General features: G+C 75.5%; 22 protein-coding genes and 1 pseudogene. 11 read left to right on the top strand and 12 right to left on the bottom strand.

What is annotated here, in order from left to right:
• Window positions 1-66: 66 nt before the first annotated feature.
• Window positions 67-462 carry a DUF5997 family protein gene (locus tag LUW75_RS22915; RefSeq protein WP_250337299.1) on the bottom strand — a complete coding sequence of 132 codons (396 nt, stop codon included), beginning with the start codon at window positions 460-462 and terminating at the stop codon, window positions 67-69.
• Between the two features lie 57 nt (window positions 463-519).
• Between LUW75_RS22915 and LUW75_RS25055 the strand changes: the two genes are divergently transcribed.
• Window positions 520-1749, top strand: a complete 1230-nt coding sequence (locus LUW75_RS25055; RefSeq protein ID WP_462933775.1) for a LysR family transcriptional regulator substrate-binding protein — start codon at window positions 520-522, stop codon at window positions 1747-1749.
• On the opposite strand, the gene LUW75_RS22905 is transcribed toward LUW75_RS25055, so the two are convergent.
• Complete coding sequence (locus LUW75_RS22905; protein ID WP_250337298.1) at window positions 1686-2273, bottom strand: DUF2867 domain-containing protein; 588 nt, start codon at window positions 2271-2273, stop codon at window positions 1686-1688. The genes LUW75_RS25055 and LUW75_RS22905 overlap by 64 nt on opposite strands.
• Before the next feature lie 94 nt (window positions 2274-2367).
• On the opposite strand from LUW75_RS22905, the gene LUW75_RS22900 reads away from it, so the two are divergent.
• Complete coding sequence (locus LUW75_RS22900; protein ID WP_250337297.1) at window positions 2368-2916, top strand: TetR/AcrR family transcriptional regulator; 549 nt, start codon at window positions 2368-2370, stop codon at window positions 2914-2916.
• Between the two features lie 28 nt (window positions 2917-2944).
• Here LUW75_RS22900 and LUW75_RS22895 read toward each other — a convergent pair whose 3' ends face one another.
• The 5 genes from LUW75_RS22895 to LUW75_RS22875 form a co-directional block, all read right to left on the bottom strand.
• Window positions 2945-3220, bottom strand: a complete 276-nt coding sequence (locus LUW75_RS22895; RefSeq protein ID WP_250337296.1) for a hypothetical protein — start codon at window positions 3218-3220, stop codon at window positions 2945-2947.
• Between the two features lie 189 nt (window positions 3221-3409).
• Window positions 3410-4759, bottom strand: coding sequence for a serine hydrolase domain-containing protein (locus tag LUW75_RS22890; protein WP_250337295.1), 1350 nt, complete (start codon window positions 4757-4759; stop codon window positions 3410-3412).
• A 212-nt stretch (window positions 4760-4971) separates the two neighbouring features.
• Window positions 4972-5115 carry a hypothetical protein gene (locus LUW75_RS22885; protein ID WP_250337294.1) on the bottom strand — a complete coding sequence of 48 codons (144 nt, stop codon included), beginning with the start codon at window positions 5113-5115 and terminating at the stop codon, window positions 4972-4974.
• Window positions 5103-6119 carry a DUF72 domain-containing protein gene (locus LUW75_RS22880; RefSeq protein ID WP_250337293.1) on the bottom strand — a complete coding sequence of 339 codons (1017 nt, stop codon included), beginning with the start codon at window positions 6117-6119 and terminating at the stop codon, window positions 5103-5105. Before LUW75_RS22880 ends, LUW75_RS22885 begins: the two co-directional genes overlap by 13 nt.
• Window positions 6120-6234: 115 nt before the next feature.
• Window positions 6235-6651: a CBS domain-containing protein gene (locus LUW75_RS22875; protein WP_250337292.1), complete on the bottom strand. Its 417-nt coding sequence runs from the start codon at window positions 6649-6651 to the stop codon at window positions 6235-6237.
• Window positions 6652-6862: 211 nt separating this feature from the next.
• On the opposite strand from LUW75_RS22875, the gene LUW75_RS22870 reads away from it, so the two are divergent.
• Both LUW75_RS22870 and LUW75_RS22865 read left to right on the top strand, forming a co-directional pair.
• Window positions 6863-7525: a DUF6328 family protein gene (locus LUW75_RS22870; RefSeq protein WP_462933807.1), complete on the top strand. Its 663-nt coding sequence runs from the start codon at window positions 6863-6865 to the stop codon at window positions 7523-7525.
• Window positions 7526-7539: 14 nt separating this feature from the next.
• Entirely contained in the window at window positions 7540-8631 is a 1092-nt protein-coding gene (locus LUW75_RS22865) for a glutamate--cysteine ligase 2 (protein WP_250337290.1), read from the top strand.
• 230 nt (window positions 8632-8861) lie between these two features.
• Here the strand turns inward: LUW75_RS22865 and tatA are convergent, their stop codons facing one another.
• The gene (tatA, locus tag LUW75_RS22860) at window positions 8862-9056 is read right to left on the bottom strand and encodes a Sec-independent protein translocase subunit TatA (RefSeq protein ID WP_250337289.1); all 195 of its coding nucleotides are present in this window, start codon (window positions 9054-9056) and stop codon (window positions 8862-8864) included.
• A gap of 287 nt (window positions 9057-9343) precedes the next feature.
• On the opposite strand from tatA, the gene LUW75_RS22855 reads away from it, so the two are divergent.
• Together LUW75_RS22855 and LUW75_RS22850 are read left to right on the top strand one after the other, a co-directional pair.
• Complete coding sequence (locus LUW75_RS22855) at window positions 9344-9814, top strand: cation:proton antiporter regulatory subunit (RefSeq protein WP_250337288.1); 471 nt, start codon at window positions 9344-9346, stop codon at window positions 9812-9814.
• Between the two features lie 3 nt (window positions 9815-9817).
• Window positions 9818-11062: a cation:proton antiporter gene (locus LUW75_RS22850; protein ID WP_250337287.1), complete on the top strand. Its 1245-nt coding sequence runs from the start codon at window positions 9818-9820 to the stop codon at window positions 11060-11062.
• 64 nt (window positions 11063-11126) lie between these two features.
• Here LUW75_RS22850 and LUW75_RS22845 read toward each other — a convergent pair whose 3' ends face one another.
• Window positions 11127-12320 (bottom strand): globin domain-containing protein, encoded by a 1194-nt coding sequence (locus LUW75_RS22845; RefSeq protein ID WP_250337286.1) that lies wholly within the window; start codon window positions 12318-12320, stop codon window positions 11127-11129.
• A gap of 90 nt (window positions 12321-12410) precedes the next feature.
• Window positions 12411-12855: pseudogene (locus tag LUW75_RS22840) on the bottom strand (RrF2 family transcriptional regulator).
• 194 nt (window positions 12856-13049) lie between these two features.
• On the opposite strand from LUW75_RS22840, the gene LUW75_RS22835 reads away from it, so the two are divergent.
• Window positions 13050-14495 (top strand): glyceraldehyde-3-phosphate dehydrogenase, encoded by a 1446-nt coding sequence (locus tag LUW75_RS22835; protein WP_250337285.1) that lies wholly within the window; start codon window positions 13050-13052, stop codon window positions 14493-14495.
• 85 nt (window positions 14496-14580) lie between these two features.
• On the opposite strand, the gene LUW75_RS22830 is transcribed toward LUW75_RS22835, so the two are convergent.
• The gene (locus LUW75_RS22830) at window positions 14581-15225 is read right to left on the bottom strand and encodes a class I SAM-dependent methyltransferase (protein ID WP_250337284.1); all 645 of its coding nucleotides are present in this window, start codon (window positions 15223-15225) and stop codon (window positions 14581-14583) included.
• Between the two features lie 244 nt (window positions 15226-15469).
• Here LUW75_RS22830 and LUW75_RS22825 point away from each other — a divergent pair, with 244 nt between their 5' ends.
• From LUW75_RS22825 to LUW75_RS22810, 4 genes are all read left to right on the top strand, one after another.
• Window positions 15470-15835, top strand: a complete 366-nt coding sequence (locus tag LUW75_RS22825; protein WP_250337283.1) for an MmcQ/YjbR family DNA-binding protein — start codon at window positions 15470-15472, stop codon at window positions 15833-15835.
• 163 nt (window positions 15836-15998) lie between these two features.
• Window positions 15999-17432, top strand: coding sequence for a hypothetical protein (locus LUW75_RS22820; protein ID WP_250337282.1), 1434 nt, complete (start codon window positions 15999-16001; stop codon window positions 17430-17432).
• Window positions 17433-17446: 14 nt separating this feature from the next.
• Complete coding sequence (locus LUW75_RS22815; RefSeq protein ID WP_250337281.1) at window positions 17447-18232, top strand: hypothetical protein; 786 nt, start codon at window positions 17447-17449, stop codon at window positions 18230-18232.
• 13 nt (window positions 18233-18245) lie between these two features.
• Window positions 18246-18650: a DUF5955 family protein gene (locus tag LUW75_RS22810; protein ID WP_250337280.1), complete on the top strand. Its 405-nt coding sequence runs from the start codon at window positions 18246-18248 to the stop codon at window positions 18648-18650.
• A 448-nt stretch (window positions 18651-19098) separates the two neighbouring features.
• Here the strand turns inward: LUW75_RS22810 and LUW75_RS22805 are convergent, their stop codons facing one another.
• Window positions 19099-20052 carry a GNAT family N-acetyltransferase gene (locus LUW75_RS22805; protein ID WP_250337279.1) on the bottom strand — a complete coding sequence of 318 codons (954 nt, stop codon included), beginning with the start codon at window positions 20050-20052 and terminating at the stop codon, window positions 19099-19101.
• Between the last annotated feature and the right edge of the window lie 23 nt (window positions 20053-20075).

Here is a 20075-nt window from a genome sequence, read left to right as displayed (position 1 = left end):
TCGGGGCGGCCGGGCCGGGGCCCCGCCGCCCCTGCGGCGACGGGCCGGGGATGCGGGGCGCGGTCGTCAGCTCCGCGGGGCGGCACTCCGCCCGGCGCGCTTCTCCCTGATCCGCTCGGCATCCTTGCGGACCTCCGCCTGCGTGGCCCGCTCCCTCCGCAGCCACTCGGGGTTCTCGGTCCTCAGGGCCTCGATCTGGCCGGTGGTGAGGGCCTCGGTGACCCCTCCGCGGGCGAGGCCCGAAATGGAGACGCCGAGCCGGGCCGCGACCACGGGCCGGGGGTGCGGGCCGTTGCGCCGCAGCTCCCTCAGCCACTGGGGCGGGTCGGCCTGCAGGGCGTTCAGCTCGTCGCGCGAGACGGCACCCTCCTGGAACTCTGCGGGGGTGGCCTCGAGGTAGACACCCAGCTTCTTCGCCGCGGTCGCGGGCTTCATCGTCTGGGTGGTGCGGTGCGACGTCATGACTCCAGGATATCGAGCGTGTGCGCGGCTCCCGACCACGGCCGGTAGCCTGGCCCGGTGACAGGCTCGGAAGCACCCTCCCCGTTCAGGCTCGCGTACGTCCCGGGTGTGACGCCCGCGAAGTGGGTGCGGATCTGGCGGGAGCGGCTGCCGGAGGTGCCGCTGGACCTCCTCGCGGTGCCCGCCGCCGAGGCGCCGGACGTGCTGCGCCGCGGCGGGGCGGACGCCGGTCTCGTCCGGCTCCCGGTCGACCGGGCGGACCTGAGCGCCATCCCGCTGTACACCGAGACGACGGTGGTCGTAGTGCCCGGGGACCACGTCGTCAGCGCCGTCGAGGAGGTGTCCGCCGAGGACCTCGCCGACGAGATCGTGTTCCACCCGCTCGACGACGTCCTCGACTGGGAGCACCCGCCGGGACGGCCCGCGTTCGAGCGGCCCGCGACGACGGCGGACGCCGTGGAACTGGTCGCGGCGGGTGTGGGGCTGCTGGTCGTCCCGCAGTCGCTGGCCCGGCTACACCACCGCAGGGACCTCACGTACCGGCCGGTCACGGGTGTCCCGCAGTCGCGGGTGGCGTTGTCGTGGCCGGAGGAGCGGACGACCGACCGGGTGGAGGACTTCATCGGGATCGTCCGCGGGCGGACGGTGAACAGCACGCGCGGGCGCCGCCCCGCCGCCGACGCGGAGGGATCGGGGACCGGACGCGCCGCCGGCGGGGCGAAAGCGGGCGGCGCGCGGCGGCGGAGCGGCGGCGGAGGGCAGTCGGGGAAGACCCCGCGGCGCGGCTCCGGTGCCGCGCAGGGGCCCGGCGCGGCCGACCGCGCCGCCGCTCCTGACCTTCCCGCGCCACCGGACGCCGGTGTGCCCGCGCCGCGCGCCCCGGCCGCCGGCATCGCCGCCCGTGAGCGGAGCGGGTACGGGCCCCGGCCGACGGGCCGAGCCGTGCGGCCGGCCGGAGGGGGCCGGGTGCCGCGGATCCTCCCGCCGTGCGGCGCCCGGTCGGGCGCACTCGCCGGAACCCACCGGGCGGTCCACCCCGGGGCGCGCGTGCTCGCAGCGGCCCGGCGAGCCGGTCGGGGCGGTCCCGCTCCCGCGTGCGGGGGCCCCGTCCGCGCCGGGGCCGGGAACCGGCCCCGGCGGGGCGGCCGCGGTACGGGGTGGCGTCGGGCGGCGTCCGCGTTCTCCCCGTCGCACCGGTCGCCGGCCTCCGTACCGGTCCGCCGTCATCGCCCGGAGGCGGCGAGTCCCTTCCAGCGCCGCTCCCACGAGCGCATCAGCTGCGGGTAGACGAGCAGGTGGCGGAAGGGCGCGATGGCGGCCATGTAGGCGGTGCCGAACGCCCCGTTCGGCTTCACCAGGACGGCCATCTGTCCGCGGTGGCCACCGGAGCCGTCGGGCACCCAGCCCAGGTGCATGACGGCGTGGACCGTGCGGTTGGCCAGTTCGGCCGCCCACTCGTCGTCCGTCATGTACAGGGCCGAGAAGGGTTCCTGGGGCGGTGGTTCGACGGGGCGGCTCCGCAGGTCGGCGGGGAGGCGCTCCACCAGCGACGGGAACCGCGCGCCGGCGGCGCCCCGCTCCCCGTCCCAGCCGAGCAGGGCGCCGAGCTTCCGCCTGACCGCCCAGAGGAAGCGGACCGACGGCGACGATTCGTCCGGGAAGCCGTCGGACCGGACCGCCTCCAGCAGGCGCGGGAAGTCGTCCGGGCCGCCGGGGGTCGGGAGCGCCCACACGTCCTGCAGCGTGAAGTCGCGGGTGATCTCGTGGATCCGCCAGGGGCGGGAAGTGTGGGCTTCGGGCGTCAGCCTCATGTCGGAACCCCTGTTCCATACGCTGGTGTACGGATGATGCTACCCCCTTCCGTACGCCTGCGTATAGAAGGGGCGGACGAAAGGAGGCGGTTCCGTGGCCGTGGCCCGCACACCCCGTGGCAGGTGGATCGAAGAAGGACTCCGGGCCCTTGCCGAGGGCGGCCCGCAGGCCGTTCGGGTGGAGGCGCTCGCGCAGGCCCTGGGGGTCAGCAAGGGCGGCTTCTACTGGTACTTCGGAGATCGGGACACCCTGCTCCACGAGATGCTCGACGCCTGGGAGGAGGAGGTCACCGTCGAGGTGGTCGAGCGGGTCGAGGGCGGGGGCGGGGACGCGCGGGACCGGCTGCGGCGGCTGACCGACGTCATCCCGGAACTGACGACCGGTGTCCGCACCGACCTCGCCGTCCGCGACTGGGCCCGGCGCGACGAGACGGTGGCGGAGCGGCTGCGGCGGGTGGACACGCGGCGCATGGACTACCTGCGCGCACTGTTCTCGGAGTTCTGCCCGGACGCCGAGGAGGCGGAGGCGCGGAGCATGATCGCCTTCTCGGTGTGGCTCGGCAGCCACCTCATCGCGGCGGAGCACCCGGGCCGCGACCGCGAGGAGGTGGCGCGGCTGGTGTCGGACCGGCTGCTGGCGTAGTCCGCGGCGCCGGCAGGGCCGGACGCGGTCAGTGCCGGCCGGTCTCGACGACCTCCGCGATCTCCGCCTCCGGGCCGGCCGCCGCCGCCCGGGCCCGCAACTCCCGCAGCCGCGCCAGGACCTCCTCGGCCCGCGCCAGGTCGTCGAAGTCGAGGTCGACCAGGACCCCGCCGGGGTCCGCGACCGGTCTCATCACACGGTAGCGCCGGACCCCGGCGGCCCCGCGGCCCAGCGGGTCGCCGTCGAACGCCCGCTTCCAGGCGGCGCGGTCGCAGGCCGTGTACTCGATGCGAAGGACGTACACCGCCGGCTCCTTTCCTCGCCCCCTCCCAGTCGACCACCGGACGGCCGGAGGTGCGCGGCGGCGCCGCTCCGGGCGGGCCCGCCCGGAACGGCGGTACGGCCGGCGCCACGGGCACCGGCCCGCCCCGCGGGGACGCCGGACGCCCGCCGGCGGGTGGCCGCCCCGCGGGCGCCGCGGGCCCCGCCGGCCTCACCGCCGCGGCGTGCCCGGCGCGGTGGACGGCCGGGGGTCGGCCGCCGTGGGCAGCGCCCTGGGCGCCGGCGCCGCCGTGCGGCCGGACGCCGCCGGGGGCGGGGTGTCCAGGAGGGCGCCCTCGACGTGGCGGAAGACGGCCTCGTCGATGGCGTGCGGCCGCGGGCGGCCGTCGGCGTCGAGGCGCTGGTACTTCATCAGGTTGAGGCCGACGGCGACCTGGCGGCGCCCGTCCTCGGTGGACAGCGCCAGCGTGCCGGCGCCGAGCACCGCGCCGTCGTGCCCCCAGTACCAGCGCCCGTCGGACAGCGTCAAGGCGTAGATCCCCAGGCCGTAGCGCATGACGGCCTCCTGGCCGGGCGGCGCCTCGTACGTGGGGACGGTGGTCTTCATGGCGCGCAGCTCGGCGGGGCCGAGGATCCGGCCGGTGAGGAGCCGCCGGTAGAAGGAGTTGAGGTCGTCCACGGTGGAGACCAGGGAGCCCGCCAGGCCGCCCCAGGACATGTCGTAGACGCTGTAGTCGCGGGCCGGGTCGATCATGCCGTACATCGACTCGTACATCCCGGAGTGCGGCCCGGTCAGGTACGGCGTGCGGGGGAAGTACGTGTGGCGCAGTCCGGCCCTGCGGATGACGTTGCGGGTGATGTACTCCTCCGGCTCCTCGCCGGTGACCTCGCGGAGCAGCAGCCCGATGATGACGTAGTTGGTGTTGGAGTAGCCGTACGTGCCGCGCGGTACGCGCGAGGGGGCGGCGAGGCCGAAGCGGACGAGCTCCTCCGGCTGGAAGCGGCGGAAGCGGCCGGCGTCGAGGGCCCCGCCCGGGTCCTGCTCGATGCCGGGGAACGCGGCGGCTATGTGGTCGCCGAGGCCGCTGGTGTGGTTGAGGAGCATCCGGACCGTGATGAGGCGGCCCCGTTCGCCGGGGACCAGGTCGGGCAGGTAGCGGCCGATGGGCGCGTCGAGGTCGACGCGGCCCTCGTGGACCTGCTGCAGGACGGCGACGGAGGTGAAGGTCTTGGTGATGCTGCCGACGCGGTGCTGGAAGCCGGGCCGCACGGGGCGCCCGGTCCCGACGTCGGCGTACCCGGCGGCGCCGCGCCAGTGTGACGAGCCGTCGCGGACGGCGGAGTACGTGCCGTACATGCCGGCCCGGTGGACCGCTTCGAGGGAGGCACGCAGCGCCTCCCGGTCGAGTCCGCGGGCGTGGCGCTCGGCGACGGCCGCCGGAGGTGCCGCGGGCGCGGCCCGGACGGGCAGCGTGCCGGCGGCCAGTGACAGCAGGACGGCGCCGGAGGTGGCGGCGGCGAGGCGCAGACCGCGGCGGGCGGGACGGGACGACGGGTCCATGGATACTCCTGCGGGATCGGTACGGGGCACGGGTCGTGCCTCCGCGTCCCATCCTCACGGCGCCGCACCGGCCCGGACCTCCCTCCCCGGGAGGAGGTCGCGCACCGGCGGCCGTGACATTTGTCAGGCGGGCGGGCCGCGGTCCCGTCACACGGCGGCCCCCGGCGGGGGTTGCCCGCCGGGGGCCGCCGCGGGTGCGCCGGACCGTGCCGTCAGTGGCGGCGCAGCCTGCCGAGGAGGCCGCGGGCGCGGGTGCGCCGCCGGGGGCCCGTGGCGGCGCGCCGGACCGTGCGGACGAGCCTGCGGCCCTGCGGAGTACGGCTGAACCTCTTGATGCGCCTGATCAGTTGCGACATGACACCTCCTGTGTGCCGGTTCCGGATGCGGACGGCGTGTCACGCCGGTCCGGGCCGATCGTGTGAGGACACGTCTGCCCCGCCGGCCCGCCGCCATGTGCGCCGGTACGGGCCGGTTCCCCCGCGCCCTCGCCGTCGAGGAGGGCGCGCATGGTCCCGGCGGCCCGCACGGCGGCGTCCCCGCAGCAGTTGTTGAACAGGACGTGCACCTCGGCCGCACGGTCGGCGAGCGCACGCACGCGGGGCACCCACTCCCGCAGTTCGGCCGTCGTGTAGTCGTGGCGGAACCGGTCCTCCTTCGTCCCCGTCCCCCAGGCCGGGCTGCGGCCGTGGAACCGCACGACGGAGAGGGCGGGGGCGGTGACCGGTACGTCGGGCGTCAGCGAGCCCGCCAGGCCGCGGGCCGTGTCGACGGCGACGGCGGCCAGGTCCAGGCCGCCCAGGAGCGCCGCCGTACGCGCCCGTTCGGCCTCCCCCCACCAGCCGGGGTGGCGGAACTCGACCGCCACCCGCCATCCGGCCGTCCGTTCCCGGCACTCCTCCAGGAACCTGCGGGCGCCCGCGCCGGGGGCCGCCCACGGGGGGAACTGGAACAGCACCGCCCCCATGCGGCCCGCCCCGCGCAGCGGTTCGAGCGCCGCGCCGAAGCGTCGCCACACCTCGTCGAGGAGACCGGGGTCGGCGCCGGCGCCGCGTGCGCCGCCGTGCCGCGCGAGCGCGGGCCGCAGGTCGGCGGGGACGGCGGCGGAGCGGGTGGGATGGCCGGTGAGCAGGGAGAACGCCTTCACGTCGAAGCGGAAGCCGTCGGGGGTGCGCTCCGCCCAGAGCCGGCTGTTGCGGACGCTGGGCAGGCCGTAGTACGTGGAGTCCACCTCCACCAGCGGGAACCGGTCGGCGTAGTACCGCAGCCGGCCCTCCGCGTCCCGCCTCCCGGGCGGGTACCAGCCGCTGGAGACCAGGGCCGGGTCGGTCCACGAGCACGTGCCGGTCATGATGTCGCCCATGGGCCTGTGCCTCCCCTCCCGGGGCGTCGTGGTCCCCGCCCCGTGCGGGCGGGGAAGGGCCCCGGCCGCGTGAGCGGGCGGCCGGGGCCCTGGCCTGCGGAGTGCCGACGGGGCGTCAGTCGGTGGACAGCGCCTGCACCAGGTCGCCCACCTTCGGGTCGGGGAGCGCCCGGGCGACGTCGGCCTGGGCGACCATGCCGACGAGGTCGCGACCGTCGATGACCGGGAGCCGGCGCACCTTGTGCTCGGTCATGGTGCGCAGGATCTCGTCGGCGCCGTCGTCGGCGCCGATGGTGACCGCCTCGCCCTGGGCCAGTTCGCCGGCCTTGCACTCGGCCGGGTCCTTGCCCCGGCCGAGGACCTTCACGACGATGTCGCGGTCCGTGAGCATGCCCTTGAGCTTGTTGTCGGTCCCGCAGATGGGCAGGGCTCCCACGCCGAGTTCCGTCATCTTCTTCGCGGCCTCGAGTACGGTCTCGTCCTCGCCGATGCACTCGGCGCCCTCGGTCATGATCTCTCGTGCCGTCGTCATGGTGTGACGATCCCTTCTCCGCGTTCCGTCCTCGTGCCCGGGCCCGCCGGCCCCGTGGCCGGCGGGCGGGTATCTGACGCAACACGGGTCCCCCGCCATCCGGCCCGACTAACCCCGTCCGGGGAGATTCGCAACCCGTTCGGCCGGTCGGCATGGTTCGGTGGGGAACGGGCACACGGACGGCCCCGAGCACGGAGGACGTCCCATGGCCATGACGGAGCAGCCGGCCGGGTGGCCCGCAGGAGGCCGCCCCCCGAGAGGCGCGTGCCCTTCCTGCGCGGAGGGCGCCGGAACCCCCGGCGCCCGCCCCGCCGGGACCGCCCCGCCGACCGCCCTGGTCCTCCCGCCCTCGACGGCGGGGACGGCCTCGGCGCACGCCCTGGAGCCCGATCCGCCGGAGGCCGCGCGCGACCGGGTCAACCGCAGGTGGAACGAGATCCTGCAGGAGACCCGGGTGGCGCAGACCGGCGTCCAGATCCTCTTCGGCTTCCTGCTGAGCGTCGCGTTCACCCCCGTCTTCCGGGAACTCGCCGTGGCCGACCGGGTGATCTACGTGGTCACGGTGGTGCTGGGCGCGTCCGCGACCGCCTCCCTCATAGCGCCGGTGTCGCTGCACCGGTTCCTGTCGGGGCAGCGGATGAAGGACGAGATGGCCGACATCGCGCACCGGCTGATGATGTGCGGCATGGTGCTGCTCGCCCTGACGATCGGCTGCACCCTGCTGCTCATCCTCCACGTCGTGGTGCCCGGGCTCCTCGCCGACCTGCTGGTGGGCGCGGTGATGCTCTGGTTCGCGCTGTGCTGGTACGCACTCCCCCTGTGGCTGCGCCGCCGATCCGCCCGGCGGCTCGCGCGGCGTTCCACCCCGAGTTGAGAAAGGTGGTTCGTGTGCGAAGTGTGGGTGTCGAGGAGGAACTGCTGCTGGTCGACCGGCAGAACGGAGAGCCGCGCGCCCTGTCCGCGGCGGTCCTGGCGGCGGCCTCACGCGACCCGTTGGGCAACGAGGAGGTCTTCGAGAGCGAACTCCAGCGCCAGCAGCTGGAGTTCGCGACCAGCCCGCGGACGGACATGCGGGAGCTGGAGGAGGAGGTCCGCCGTTGGAGGGCGGAGGCGGCACGGCACGCCGAGGGCGTCGACGCGTCCGTCGCGGCCCTGGCCACGTCGCCGCTGGGTGCGAGCCCCGCCCTCGGCTCCGACAAGCGCCACCAGTGGCTGAAGGAGCACTTCGGCCTCACCGCGCTGGAGCAGTTGACGTGCGGCTGCCACGTCCACGTGTCGGTGGAGTCCGACGAGGAGGGCGTGGGCGTCCTGGACCGGATCCGCCCGTGGCTGCCCGTCCTGCTGGCGCTCAGCGCGAACTCGCCGTTCTGGCAGGGCGAGGACAGCGGGTACAGCAGTTACCGCAACCGGGTGTGGGGGCGCTGGCCCTCGGCCGGGCCCGTCGAGGTGTTCGGGTCGGCGGACCGGTACCACGAGCAGGTCGCCGACATGATCGCCAGCGGAGCGCTGCTGGACGAGGGCATGGTGTACTTCGACGCCCGCCTGTCGAAGGCGTATCCGACCGTCGAGGTCCGCGTCGCGGACGTGTGCCTGGACCCGTCGACGACGGTCCTGCTGGCCACGCTGGTCCGGGGCCTGGTGGACACGGCCGCGCGGGAGTGGCGCGACGGGATGCCGCCGCCGCGGCACGGCGTGGCCCTGCTGCGGCTGGCGGGCTGGCGGGCGGCCCGGTCGGGCCTGGAGGGCGAGCTGGTGCACCCGGAGACGATGCGCCCCGCCCCGGCGGAGGCGGTGGTGCGCGCCCTCTTCGACCACGTGCGGGACGCGCTGGAGGAGAACGGCGACACCCTGTCCGCCCAGACGGCCCTCTCCGGCCTCCTGGAGGACGGCAACGGCGCCCGCGTCCAGCGGCGGCTCTTCCACCGCACGGGCAACCTGCGGGCCGTGGTGGCCGAGTGCGTCCGCCGCACCCTGGCCTGAGACCGGTCGGGGCGGGGCCGGACGGCGTCCTCCGGTACGGGGCGCCGTCCGGCCCCGCCCCGTCGGCGGGCCCGTACGGACGACCGGCCCCGCCCCGTCGGCGGACCCGTACGGACGACCGGCCCCGCCCCGTCGGCGGACCCGTACGGACGGGCGCGGGTCGGCGCGGCGCCCGGCCCGCGACGGTCGCGAGGAGCCCCCTGGTCCGGCGGCGGACCGGGGCGCGGGTTTCAGGGGGCCGGGCGGGAGGGCGGGGGCGTCTCCTCCGCCTTGTCGTTCTCGGCCTTCATCGCGGCGGCCTCGCTCTTGAGGATCCGGGCGGACTTGCCGAGGGAGCGCGCCGCCTCGGGCAGCTTCTTGCTGCCGAAGAGGAGGACGACCACTCCGACCACGATGGCGAGGTGCCACACGCTGAGCGTTCCCATGTTCCCTACCTTCCGATCGGGCCGTGCGCCGGGGCGCCCGGGGCCGTGACCCCTCGGATCGTAACCGCCGGATCCCCGCGGCGGGCGGGAGGGCCGTCGCGGGACCGGCCGGGAACGTGCGGGCCGCGCGCCCCGGCCGGCGCGGCGGGACCGGTACGCCGGGGTCCCGCTCCCGGGAGGGGCCGCCCCTGCTGGTTGCCCGGGTAAAGTAATCGTCAAGTCGTCCGCCCGCCTCCAGACCCGGCCCAGCCACGCCCAGGGAGAGACTCCTCGTGCACGCTCCACGGATGAGCAGTACGCCACTGCCCGGCATCGGGGTCCGCTACGACCTCACGACCCGCGAGGACCGGCGCCTGTCGGTGGTCGCCCAACGCGACGGGACACGCGTGCTGAACGCCTACCGCCGGGACGATCCCGACGAATGCGCCCTGTCCGTGAGGCTGACGGCTCCCGAGTCGGAGGCGCTGATCGACGCCCTGATGCCCTCGCACCACAGCCCCAGCCTCCTGTCGACGACCGACCTCGGCCTGGTGGCCGAGCGCATCGAACTGCCCTCGACGTCGTACTGGGGCGGACGGCACCTCGGGGACACGCGGGTGCGGACCGAGACGGGCGCGTCGATCGTCGCCGTACTGCGCAGGGCCGACGCCATCCCCTCGCCGGGGCCGGAGTTCCGGCTCGCCGGCGGGGACACCCTCATCGTCATCGGCACCCGCGAAGGCGTCGACGCCGCCGCCGCGATACTCGGAAGGGAGTGATACGTGCACTCGTCCGCTGTCTTCCTGATCGAGTTCGGCGCGATCATCCTGGGCCTCGGCCTGCTGGGGCGCCTCGCCGGGCGGCTGAAGTTCTCCCCCATCCCGCTCTACCTGCTCGCCGGGCTGGCGTTCGGCACGGGCGGCCTGCTGCCGCTGGGCGCGAGCGAGGAGTTCGTGGCGATCGGCGCCGAGATCGGCGTCATCCTCCTGCTGCTGATGCTGGGTCTGGAGTACACGGCCACCGACCTCGTCACCAACCTCAGGACCCAGTACCCGGCCGGCCTGGTGGACGCGGCGCTGAACGCCCTGCCGGGCGCCGCCATGGCCCTGCTGCTGGGCTGGGGCCCGGTCGCCGCGGTCGTCCTGGCCGGCGTCACCTGGATCTCCTCGTCGGGCGTCATCGCGAAGGTCCTCGGCGACCTGGGCCGGCTCGGCAACCGGGAGACCCCGGTCGTGCTGAGCATCCTGGTCCTGGAGGACCTGGCGATGGCCGTCTACCTGCCGATCGTCACCGCCCTGCTGGCCGGTGTCGGGCTGGCCGCGGGGAGCGTCACGCTCGCCATAGCGCTCGGCGTCGCCGGCCTGGTCCTGTTCCTCGCGCTGCGCTTCGGGCGGCTGATCTCCCGCTTCGTCTCCAGCGACGACCCCGAGAAGCTGCTGCTGGTCGTCCTCGGCCTGACGCTGCTGGTGGCGGGGATCGCCCAGCAGCTCCAGGTCTCCGCCGCGGTCGGCGCGTTCCTGGTCGGCATCGCTCTGTCCGGCGAGGCCGCGGAGGGCGCGCACCACCTACTGAGCCCGCTGCGGGACCTGTTCGCCGCGGTGTTCTTCGTCTTCTTCGGCCTGCACACCGACCCCGCGAGCATCCCGCCGGTCCTCCTGCCGGCCCTCGCGCTGGCCGTGGTGACCGCCGGCACGAAGATCGCGACCGGGTACTGGGCGGCGAAGCGCGCCGGCGTCTCCGTCAGGGGCCGCTGGCGGGCCGGCGGGACGCTGGTGGCGCGCGGGGAGTTCTCCATCGTCATCGCGGGACTGGCCGTCACGGCCGGGATCGAGCCGTCGCTCGGGCCGCTGGCCACCGCGTACGTGCTGATCCTGGTCGTCCTGGGCCCGCTGACGGCCCGCTACACCGAGCCGCTCGCCGCCAGGCTGGGCGCGCGCCGGCGCCGCGCCGCGCCGGAGGCGGCGGCCGTGCCGCCGTGCGAGGAGACGCTCGACCCGGTCGAGGACGGCACGGCGGGCCGCGCCTGAACCGTCCGCTCCGGCGGCCCGCCGCGGGGCGGACCGCCGGGCCGGGCACCCGGGGCGGGGCGGTTCAGTCCCGGCCGAGCCACAGGTCGGGGCCGAACACCTCGTAGTGGACGGCCCGGGCGGGCACGCCGCGGCGCAGGAGCCCGCCGCGCACGGCGCGCATGAACGGCAGCGAGCCGCACAGGTAGGCGGTGAGGCCCTCCGGCAGGTCGAGCGCGTCCACGTCGACCAGGCCGCGGGACGCCTCCGCGTCGTCGCCCGGCTCCTCGTACCACAGGTGCATCCGACCGTCGGGCAACTCCCGGACGAGGCGGCGGTGCTCCTCCCGGTGGACGTGGTCGGCGGGCGTGCGGTCGGCGTGGACCGCGATCACCGGGCGGGCGGCCCGCTCGGCGGCGAGGTGGTGGAGCAGGGACAGCATCGGCGTGCAGCCGATGCCGGCGGACACGAGCAGCAGCGGCCCGTCGCCCTCCGGCAGTACGAGGTCGCCGAACGCCGCGGAGACGTCGAGGACGTCACCGGGGCGGACGTGCCCGTGCAGCCGCGAGGAGACCTCCCCTTCGGGTCCGGCGCCGCCGCGGACCCGCTTGACGGTGATCCGCCAGTCGGCGGCGCCGGGGGCCCGGGAGAGGCTGTACTGGCGTATCTGGCGGGCGCCGTCGGGGAGTTCGACGCGGACGCTGACGTACTGGCCCGGGCGGAAGGGGCCGGCGGGGGCGCCGTCGGCGGGGCGCAGGGTGAAGGACGCCGCGTCGGCGGTCTCCTCGGACCGGCCGACGACCTCCATCGGCCGCCAGGTCCGGCCGTCGGGGGCGCCGGCCTCCCGGTGGAGCCCGGTCTCCAGGGCGATGAGCGCGTTGGCCATCAGCCAGTAGACCTCGTCCCAGGCGGCGGCCACCTCCTCGGTGACGGCGTCGCCGAGGACGTCGGCGATGGCGGAGAAGAGGTGCCGGTGGACGAGGTGGTACTGCTCGGGGGTGACGCCGAGCGAGGCGTGCTTGTGGGCGATGCGGGCGAGCATCGCGTCGGGGCGGTCACCGGGGCGTTCGAGGAGCAGGCCGGCGAAGGCGGCGATGGAACCGGCGAGTGCCTTCCGCTGCTCGCCGTTGGCCTGGTTGCCGCGGTTGAACAGGTCCCGCAGCAGCTCGGGCCGGTCGGCGAACAGCTTCTTGTAGAACAGTTCGGCGATCTCGCCGATGGCGGCACCGACTGCGGGCAGGGTGGCGCGGACGACCGGGGCGGACTGCTCGGACAGCATGGGTGACTCCTCGAACAGGTAAAGGATCTTCGCATCCAGGGAGAGGGCGAGGGGCCTGCCCGGGTTCCGCGGGAAGAGCGCCGGAGCGGGTCACGCGGGGCGGCGGCCGACGAGGCCGACGAGGACCGGCCCGGTGGGCGGGGACACCAGATCGGCCGCGGTCAGCGGGCCGAGCGCGGCGTAGAAGGCCTCCCGCGCCTCGCGCAGCGCGGAGCGCAGCCGACACGCGGCGCGGAGCGGGCAGGGCTCCCCGCCTTCACAGGCGACGACTTCCCGGTCCCCCTCCAACTCCCTGACCAGCCAGCCGATCGACGCTCCCCGCCCGAGGGCGGTCAGCGCCAGGCCGCCGCCGCGCCCCCGGCGGGCCCTCCAGCACGCCCAGGCGCCTGAGCCGGGTGACCGCCTTCGCCATGTGGGCGGCGGGCACGCCCACCGCTTCGGCCACCTCGCGGGTGGTCGGCGCTCCGTCCCCCTCGAAGACGGCGAGCCACATGACGGCGCGCAGCGCCAGGTCGGTGAACTTCGTCAGCCTCACGTCCCGCGACGCTAGCAAACACGCATGTGATGTACGCATTCAGGGTGGGGGGCTCCGTGCGGCCGGGCGCGCGGGGCCGAGGACGACTTCCGGCCCTTTTCGCCTCCTCCGAGGACTCCTCCAACCAGCCGATTGAATGATCAAACCGGCATGTGGTTAGCATATGAGCACCGCCTAGCTCGAAAGATAAGCCTGTGACTGTCAAAGACGACTCGTTCACTAACTGGAAGAACCGCGAGGAGATCGCGGAGTCGATGATCCCGATGATCGGGAAGCTGTATCGGGAACGGGACGTCACCGTCCTGCTGCACAGCCGCTCCTTGGTGAACAAGTCGGTGGTCAGCATCCTCAAGACCCACCGATTCGCCCGGCAGATCGCCGGCGAGGAGCTGTCGGTCACCGAGACGCTCCCGTTCCTGCAGGCCCTCACCACGCTCGACCTGGGCCCCTCGCAGATCGACATCGGCATGCTCGCCGCGACGTACAGGGCCGACAGCCGCGGCCTGTCGATCGAGGAGTTCACCGCCGAGGCCGTCGCGGGCGCGACCGGTGCCGACAAGGTCGAGCGCCGCGAGCCCCGCGACGTCGTCCTGTACGGCTTCGGCCGCATAGGCCGCCTCGTCGCCCGCCTGCTCATCGAGAAGACCGGCTCGGGCAACGGACTGCGGCTGCGGGCCATCGTGGTCCGCCGCGGCGGTGACATGGACATCGTCAAGCGCGCCTCGCTGCTGCGCCGGGACTCCATCCACGGCCAGTTCCAGGGCACGATCACCGTCGACGAGGCGAACAGCACGATCGTCGCCAACGGCAACGAGATCAAGGTGATCTACGCCGGCGACCCGTCGGAGGTCGACTACACGGCGTACGGCATCAAGGACGCCATCCTCATCGACAACACCGGCAAGTGGCGCGACCGCGAGGGCCTGTCCAAGCACCTGCGCCCGGGCGTCGCCAAGGTCGTCCTGACCGCGCCGGGCAAGGGCGACGTCCCGAACATCGTCCACGGTGTGAACCACGACACCATCAAGCCGGACGAGAAGATCCTGTCCTGCGCGTCGTGCACCACCAACGCGATCGTCCCGCCGCTGAAGGCGATGGCGGACGAGTACGGCGTCCTGCGCGGCCACGTGGAGACCGTCCACTCGTTCACCAACGACCAGAACCTGCTGGACAACTACCACAAGGCCGACCGCCGCGGCCGCTCCGCGCCGCTCAACATGGTCATCACCGAGACCGGCGCCGCCTCCGCCGTCGCGAAGGCGCTGCCGGACCTCAAGGCGCCCATCACCGGCAGTTCGATCCGCGTCCCCGTCCCGGACGTCTCGATCGCGATCCTCTCCCTGCGCCTCGGCCGCGAGGCCACCCGCGAGGAGGTCCTCGACTACCTCCGCAACGTGTCGCTGACCTCGCCGCTGAAGCGCCAGATCGACTTCATCACCGCCCCCGACGCGGTGTCGAGCGACTTCATCGGCTCGCGCCACGCGTCGATCGTCGACGCCGGCGCCACCAAGGTCGACGGCGACAGCGCCATCCTCTACCTCTGGTACGACAACGAGTTCGGCTACTCCTGCCAGGTCATCCGCGTCGTCCAGCACGTCTCCGGCGTGGAGTACCCGACCTACCCGGCCCCGGCGGTCTGACCGGTCCACGACCGTCGGCCACCCGCCCGCCCGCGCCCCCCGCCCCGCCACCCGGTCCTCCGGACGGCGGGGCGGGGCCCGTCCGTCAGGCCGGGCGCCGGGCGTGGACGTACAGGTGTTCCTCCGGTTCCGCGTCCGGCCCGTGCGGGCGGTACACCGCCGTGTGGTGGTGGACGACGTCGAGCCCCGCGTCCGCCAGCAGCCGCAGGTGGTCCTCCACGGACAGGCTGCTGACCGTGACCCGGTGGCCCATCCACACGATGTCCAGACCGCGGATGTCACCGGGCACCGTGGCCAGTGCGAGCGCCCCGCCCGGCGCCACCCAGGACGCCGTCCGCGCCAGGGACCGCGCCACCTCGGGCTGATCCATGACCAGCAGCGGGAAGAAGGCGCACACCGCGTCGTACCCGTCCCCGGGCGCCTCGAAGGTCCGCACGTCGGCCTGTTCGAAACGGGCGCCGGGCACCCGCTCCCGCGCGACCCGCACCATCTCGGCCGACACGTCGATCCCGGTGACGTCGCACCCGGCCCGCACCAGCCGCTCGGCCGCGGGGCGTCCGGTGCCGCTGCCCACGTCCAGCACGCGCGCCCCGGGCGGCAGGAGGCCGACGAGCCAGTCCAGCGCGGCCAGTTGGCCCGGCACGTCGGCGAAGACCTCCTCGTAGCGCGCGCCCACCTCGTCGAAGACCTCCGCGGCGGACCCGCCGCCCTCCCGTGGTACCCGGCTCACCGCACCACCTCCCTGTCGGCCGGGCCCGCGCCGGCGCGGCGGGCCCCTGATCGGGTGGGCCAGACCGTACCGGTGCGGAGGGGCGCCCGGCCAGGGGCGCCGCGGGCGCCGAGCGGGTCCCGGCGGCCGGACGGGGCGGCACGGGGCACCCCGCGGGACGCCGGTCAGCGGCGGGGCCGCGGCCACCCGGGGGCCGGGGGGCCGGCCGGCGTCGATGTCAGTGGTGCCGTCTACCGTGGCGGGCATGATCGACGACGAGGACGTCCGCCGCATCGCCCTCTCCCTCCCCGAGACGGTGGAGAAGGAGGCGTGGAGCATGCCCACGTTCCGCGTGGCGGGGAAGATGTACGTGACGGTCCCCGACGACCGGACGTCGTTCGCCGTGCGCTGTCCCCGGCATGAGCGCACCGAGCTCATCGCGGCCGAGCCGGAGAAGTTCTGGGTCCCGCCGCACGAGGCCGGTTCGGCGTGGGTGCGGGTGCGGCTCGCCGCCCTGGAGGGCATGGACGAGCTGCGGGACATCCTGGTCGACTCCTGGCGGCAGGCGGCCCCGGACCGGCTCGCCGAACGGCACCCGGAGTTGCGTCCGGGTGGGGCGGCGGGCGGCTGAACCGCCCCGGCGGGGGCGGTGGCGGGCACTTCCGTGCGATCGGTGTCGTCCGTTCTGCTGACACGCCGTTCCGGGCTTCCTAGAGTACGGATCCACGACTTCTGCGGGGGGTCCCATGGGACGGACGGGCGGATCGAGGGTCGCGTTACTGTGCGCGTGCCTGGTGGCGGCGGGAAGTCCCTGGGCGCGCGACGCCCTGCTCGACGCCTGGGCGGGCCGGGGCGACGGCGGCATGGCGATGGTGTACCGGGCGCTGTTCGCCCAGGGCTGGGAGCCCTCGCCGGGATCCGACCCCTCCACGCGCGTCTTCGACCTGCGGGGCAACACCGCCTTCCTCGTACTGCTGGCCGGGGTCGTGCTGCTCGTGCCCCGGCTGGTGGGCCGGGCGCCCGCCGCGCGCGGGGTCCGCACCGCCGCAGCCGTCGGGACCGGCGTGCTCGTGTCCCTGGTCGGCGCGGTCGTGTCGTGGGCGGTCGTGGTCTTCACCGATCCGGCGGCCGTCCTCGTGTTCGGCCGGGACACCGGGGACGCGTTCGCCCTGTTCGCCGTCGACGGCCTCGTCTTCGGCACCCTGCTGGGCCTTCTGACCGCCGTCGTCCACGCCGGGGCGGGCACGGCCCCGAGCCCCGGACGCCGGGCGGCCCGCACCCGTGGGGGCGGCACCGCCGTCGCCGACGACGCACCGGCCGCCGGGGACGTGGCCGCACCGGTCGCGACCGGCCGCGAGCCGGGGGACGCCACACGCTACCTGTGCGCCGCCGCCTACACCGATCCGGCGTTCGCCCGGAGCGTGGTCGACGGGGTGCTCGGGGACCGGCTCGGGGCGGTCGCCGTGTCGCCCGGCGTCGACCTGGTCCCCGTGGCGCGGCACAGCCTGACGGCCCGCCGGCTGCGCCGCGAGCGGGACCGGCGGCTGACGGTGGCGTACGTCGTGATCGCCCTGTTCGGCCCGGCGTGGCTGTTGTTCGCCCGGCTGGCGCTGTCCCTCCTGGCCGCCGTGTCCACGGCCCCCGTCGCATACCCGGCCGTGCGGGGCAGGCACCTGCCGCGCCCCTCCGCGTGGCGCCTGGCGGCCGCGGGCGCCGGTCTGCTCGTGACGGGCGCGGCGGCGGGAGCGGTGCTGTCGGCCGTGCCGCTGCCGGGCGTCGTCCGCTGGCTGACCGGCGGCTACTGGTACGGCGTGCCGCCGCTGCTGGCCGTGGCGGTGGGCGTCGGGCTGGCGGTGCGGACGGTGCTCGACGAGGAGGTGGACGTCGACGCGCGGATGCGGGGTGCGTTGCGGCGCGGTGCCTTCGCCCCGGACGGGCTGCCCCGGCCGGGTGCGGTGGAGCCCTGGGCGGCCGCCAGGATCGCGGCGGTGGCCGACGCCCAGCGGGGCAACGTCCGCTGCCACAGCGGTTTCTCGCCGTTCGTCGGCTACGGCAGGCGGGAGTCGGAATGGACGCTGTCCGTGCCGCTGCTGCCCGCCGAGTCGGAGCGGGCCGTCACGGACTTCGACGCCTGGGACGTCATCGCCCGGCTGCGCCACCGGCTGGCGCAGGCGGCCGGGGGCTCCCCGCGCCCACGGGGCCCGGGGCCCGGGGCGGGGCCGAACTGACCGTGGAGGACCGGGTGTTCGTCAGCGGCAGGGAACTGGCCGGCGACGACCGGCTCCTGCCCGACCCGCTGCGCCCGCCCGTCACCCGCCTGCCGGAGGAGGCCGTGCGGCGGATCGCGCTGCGCCCGGACGGGGTGGCCCGGCACTATCTGGCCAGCCATGTGCCGCTGTGGGGCGGTGAGGTGGTGCCCAGCCACCTGCTGCACGTCGCGGTGGCGGACGGGACGCTGCACCTGCGGTGCGAGCGGTACGTGCTGGGCCCGGTGCGACGCGCCCTGCACGCGGTCGACCTGCTGCCCCCGGTGTCCCTCGCCGCGCCGGGCCGCCGCACCCTGCTGCCCGGAGCGCTGCGCCGTACGGGCGGCGCCCTGTGGCGGGCTCCGTGGGCGTGCCTGGGGGACGTCCTCGCCGAGTACCGCAGGCCGCGCCGGCTGCGCAGTGAGATGCGGGCCGCCCGCGAGGACTCCGCGTTCGACCGGGGCGCCCGGCTGAGCGTCCGCGAGGCCGTCCAGGGGCCCGAGTACTTCCATCACTTCCAGCCGGTGGACGCGCGGCACACGTTGGACGCGCTCGACCGGCACGCCCTGGCCGCGGTCCGCGGCTTCCTGGAGGAGCACGGCGTGGACACGGCCGACTTCCGCACGCAGTCGCAGACGATCCTCAACCACGGCGTCCTGCAGACGGGTGGCGTGAGCGTCGTCGGGAACCAGGCGGTCGGCACGGGCGCCCGGGCGACCACAGCGACCGCGACGGCCACCGCCGGCGGCGGAAGGCCGTCCGGCGGCGCGTCCGGACGATAGGAGGGGAACGAACATGTCCGAGCAGACCCGACGGCCTCCCCACGAGCCGTCCCCGGCCGGCAACCACGGCGTGCAGCAGTACGGCGGGCACAGCAGCGTCGTCAACCAGGCCGTCGGGCAGAACGCGCGGGCCGTGGCGGGCGACATCACCGTCCACGCCCCCGGCACGGAGCAGCGCGTCCGGGTCGACGAGCTGATCCGGCTGGTGGAGCGCCTGTTGGAGGAGCACCGGGCGGCGCTGCCGGACCAGGAGGCGCCGCGGGTGGAGCTGCGCCGGCTGCGGGAGGAACTGGACGAGGGCGGACCCGAACCGGGCGTGGTGCGGCGGGCGTTGAACCGGCTGGCGCAGTTCGCCGAACCGGCGGCGCCCGTGGCGGCGGCGGTCGCGGAGCTGACGCGGGCCGTCGGGGCGTTCTGACGCGGCTCCCTCCCCGGTCCTCCGCGGAGGACCGGGCGGAGTACCCCGTTCCCGGCCGGTCCGCGGGAGGCGCAGGCCGCAGCGGTACAACGGCGCGGCGCGACGGTACGGCACGGGGAGGGCCCACGCGCACGGCCCCGGCGACCTCGGACCTGCCGGGCCTCCGGACGGCACGACCGGCCGGACGGCTCCGTGGCACGGCCGACCCGGTGACCCCGCGCACACGACCGGTCGGCAACCCCGTGGGCACGGCACCCCGACGGCCCCGCGGCACCACCGACCCGGTGACCCCGCACGCACGGCCGGTCGGCAACCCCGTGGGCACGGTCGCCCCGAAGGCCCCGCGGCGCGGACGCCCGGCCGGGCCGCGCCGCGGGGCTCCCTCCCGCGGGCGGGTGGGACGGGGTCGTCGCGCCTCCTTCCGGGAGCGCGGGCGGGCCACCGCTCCTCACACCCCGGCGGGCGCCGCGGCGAGCACCGCCTCCCAGGTGTCCACGGCGTACCGGACGCCCATCCCGTGCGCCTCGTAGAGGCGCGGCGCACCGGACCCGTTGAGCGTGTCGACGCCCAGCCCGATCGTGTCGCGGCCGAGGACGGCGTACGTCGCGAAGGCGTGCCGCAGCAGGTGCCCGGCGACGCCCCGGCCCCGGTACTCCCGGCGGACCCCGACACGGCCGATCCACGCCGTGCTCCGCCGGTCGTTGCGCGAGTACAGCACGGCCGCGTCGTCGGTGCCGAAGGAGGCGATCCACACGAGCGACCAGTCGACGCGGTCGCCGCCGACGTCGTCGAGCCACTGCCCGTAGGTGCGCGGCACGTGGTCGAAGTGCTCGGCGAAGGTCTCCTGGATCAGGGCGTGGGCGCGCCGCCGGTCCGCCTCGTCGGCGCAGTCGCGCAGCACCAGGCCGGCGGGCGGTTCCGGGACCGACCGGTCGGCGTCGGACAGGGCCCGGGACATCACGTGGTACCGCCGCACCCGCTTCCAGCCGCGCCGGGCCAGCATGCCGAGGTCGGTGGTGGGCGTGGCGTGGAGGTGCAGGTGGACGACGGCGCGGGAGGCGCCGTTGGCCCGCGCCCGCTCGGCCGCCCGCCGCTCGGCCAGCTCGAACAGGCGCTCCCCGGCGGCCCCGTGGCCGGGCAGGACGTAGTGGTCGGCGTCCACGCGCTCGCCGCCGGACTCGTCCCACACGAGGGCGTACGCGACGAGCCGGCCGCCCTGGAAGGCGAGCCAGGAGTCCTGCCGGAGGTCCACCTCGGGGTGGGCGAGGGAGGTCTCCACCTCGTGCGGCTCGGTGTCGGGCCGACCGGTCTCGACGGTGTCGATCTCGTTGAGCAGCGCGCATATCAGCGGCGCGTCACCGGTGGTGGCCGGGCGTACGGTGAAGGTGGTCTCGGAGTGCATCAGGCCACCTTCGGCCCCGTCGG

Source organism: Streptomyces sp. MRC013 (assembly GCF_023614235.1).
GTDB lineage: Bacteria > Actinomycetota > Actinomycetes > Streptomycetales > Streptomycetaceae > Streptomyces.
Note: the sequence above shows the minus strand (reverse complement) of the source record. Positions and strands in the feature narration are given on the sequence as shown.

Excerpts from the sequence above, each read along its gene's own strand:
- LUW75_RS22915 (WP_250337299.1), bottom strand. The coding sequence starts at position 462 with ATGACGTCGCACCGCACCACCCAGACGATGAAGCCCGCGACCGCGGCG.
- LUW75_RS22905 (WP_250337298.1), bottom strand. The coding sequence starts at position 2,273 with ATGAGGCTGACGCCCGAAGCCCACACTTCCCGCCCCTGGCGGATCCAC.
- LUW75_RS22890 (WP_250337295.1), bottom strand. The coding sequence starts at position 4,759 with ATGGACCCGTCGTCCCGTCCCGCCCGCCGCGGTCTGCGCCTCGCCGCC.
- LUW75_RS22885 (WP_250337294.1), bottom strand. The coding sequence starts at position 5,115 with ATGTCGCAACTGATCAGGCGCATCAAGAGGTTCAGCCGTACTCCGCAG.
- LUW75_RS22880 (WP_250337293.1), bottom strand. The coding sequence starts at position 6,119 with ATGGGCGACATCATGACCGGCACGTGCTCGTGGACCGACCCGGCCCTG.
- LUW75_RS22875 (WP_250337292.1), bottom strand. The coding sequence starts at position 6,651 with ATGACGACGGCACGAGAGATCATGACCGAGGGCGCCGAGTGCATCGGC.
- LUW75_RS22870 (WP_462933807.1), top strand. The coding sequence starts at position 6,863 with ATGACGGAGCAGCCGGCCGGGTGGCCCGCAGGAGGCCGCCCCCCGAGA.
- tatA (WP_250337289.1), bottom strand. The coding sequence starts at position 9,056 with ATGGGAACGCTCAGCGTGTGGCACCTCGCCATCGTGGTCGGAGTGGTC.
- LUW75_RS22855 (WP_250337288.1), top strand. The coding sequence starts at position 9,344 with ATGAGCAGTACGCCACTGCCCGGCATCGGGGTCCGCTACGACCTCACG.
- LUW75_RS22845 (WP_250337286.1), bottom strand. The coding sequence starts at position 12,320 with ATGCTGTCCGAGCAGTCCGCCCCGGTCGTCCGCGCCACCCTGCCCGCA.
- LUW75_RS22825 (WP_250337283.1), top strand. The coding sequence starts at position 15,470 with ATGATCGACGACGAGGACGTCCGCCGCATCGCCCTCTCCCTCCCCGAG.
- LUW75_RS22810 (WP_250337280.1), top strand. The coding sequence starts at position 18,246 with ATGTCCGAGCAGACCCGACGGCCTCCCCACGAGCCGTCCCCGGCCGGC.
- LUW75_RS22805 (WP_250337279.1), bottom strand. The coding sequence starts at position 20,052 with ATGCACTCCGAGACCACCTTCACCGTACGCCCGGCCACCACCGGTGAC.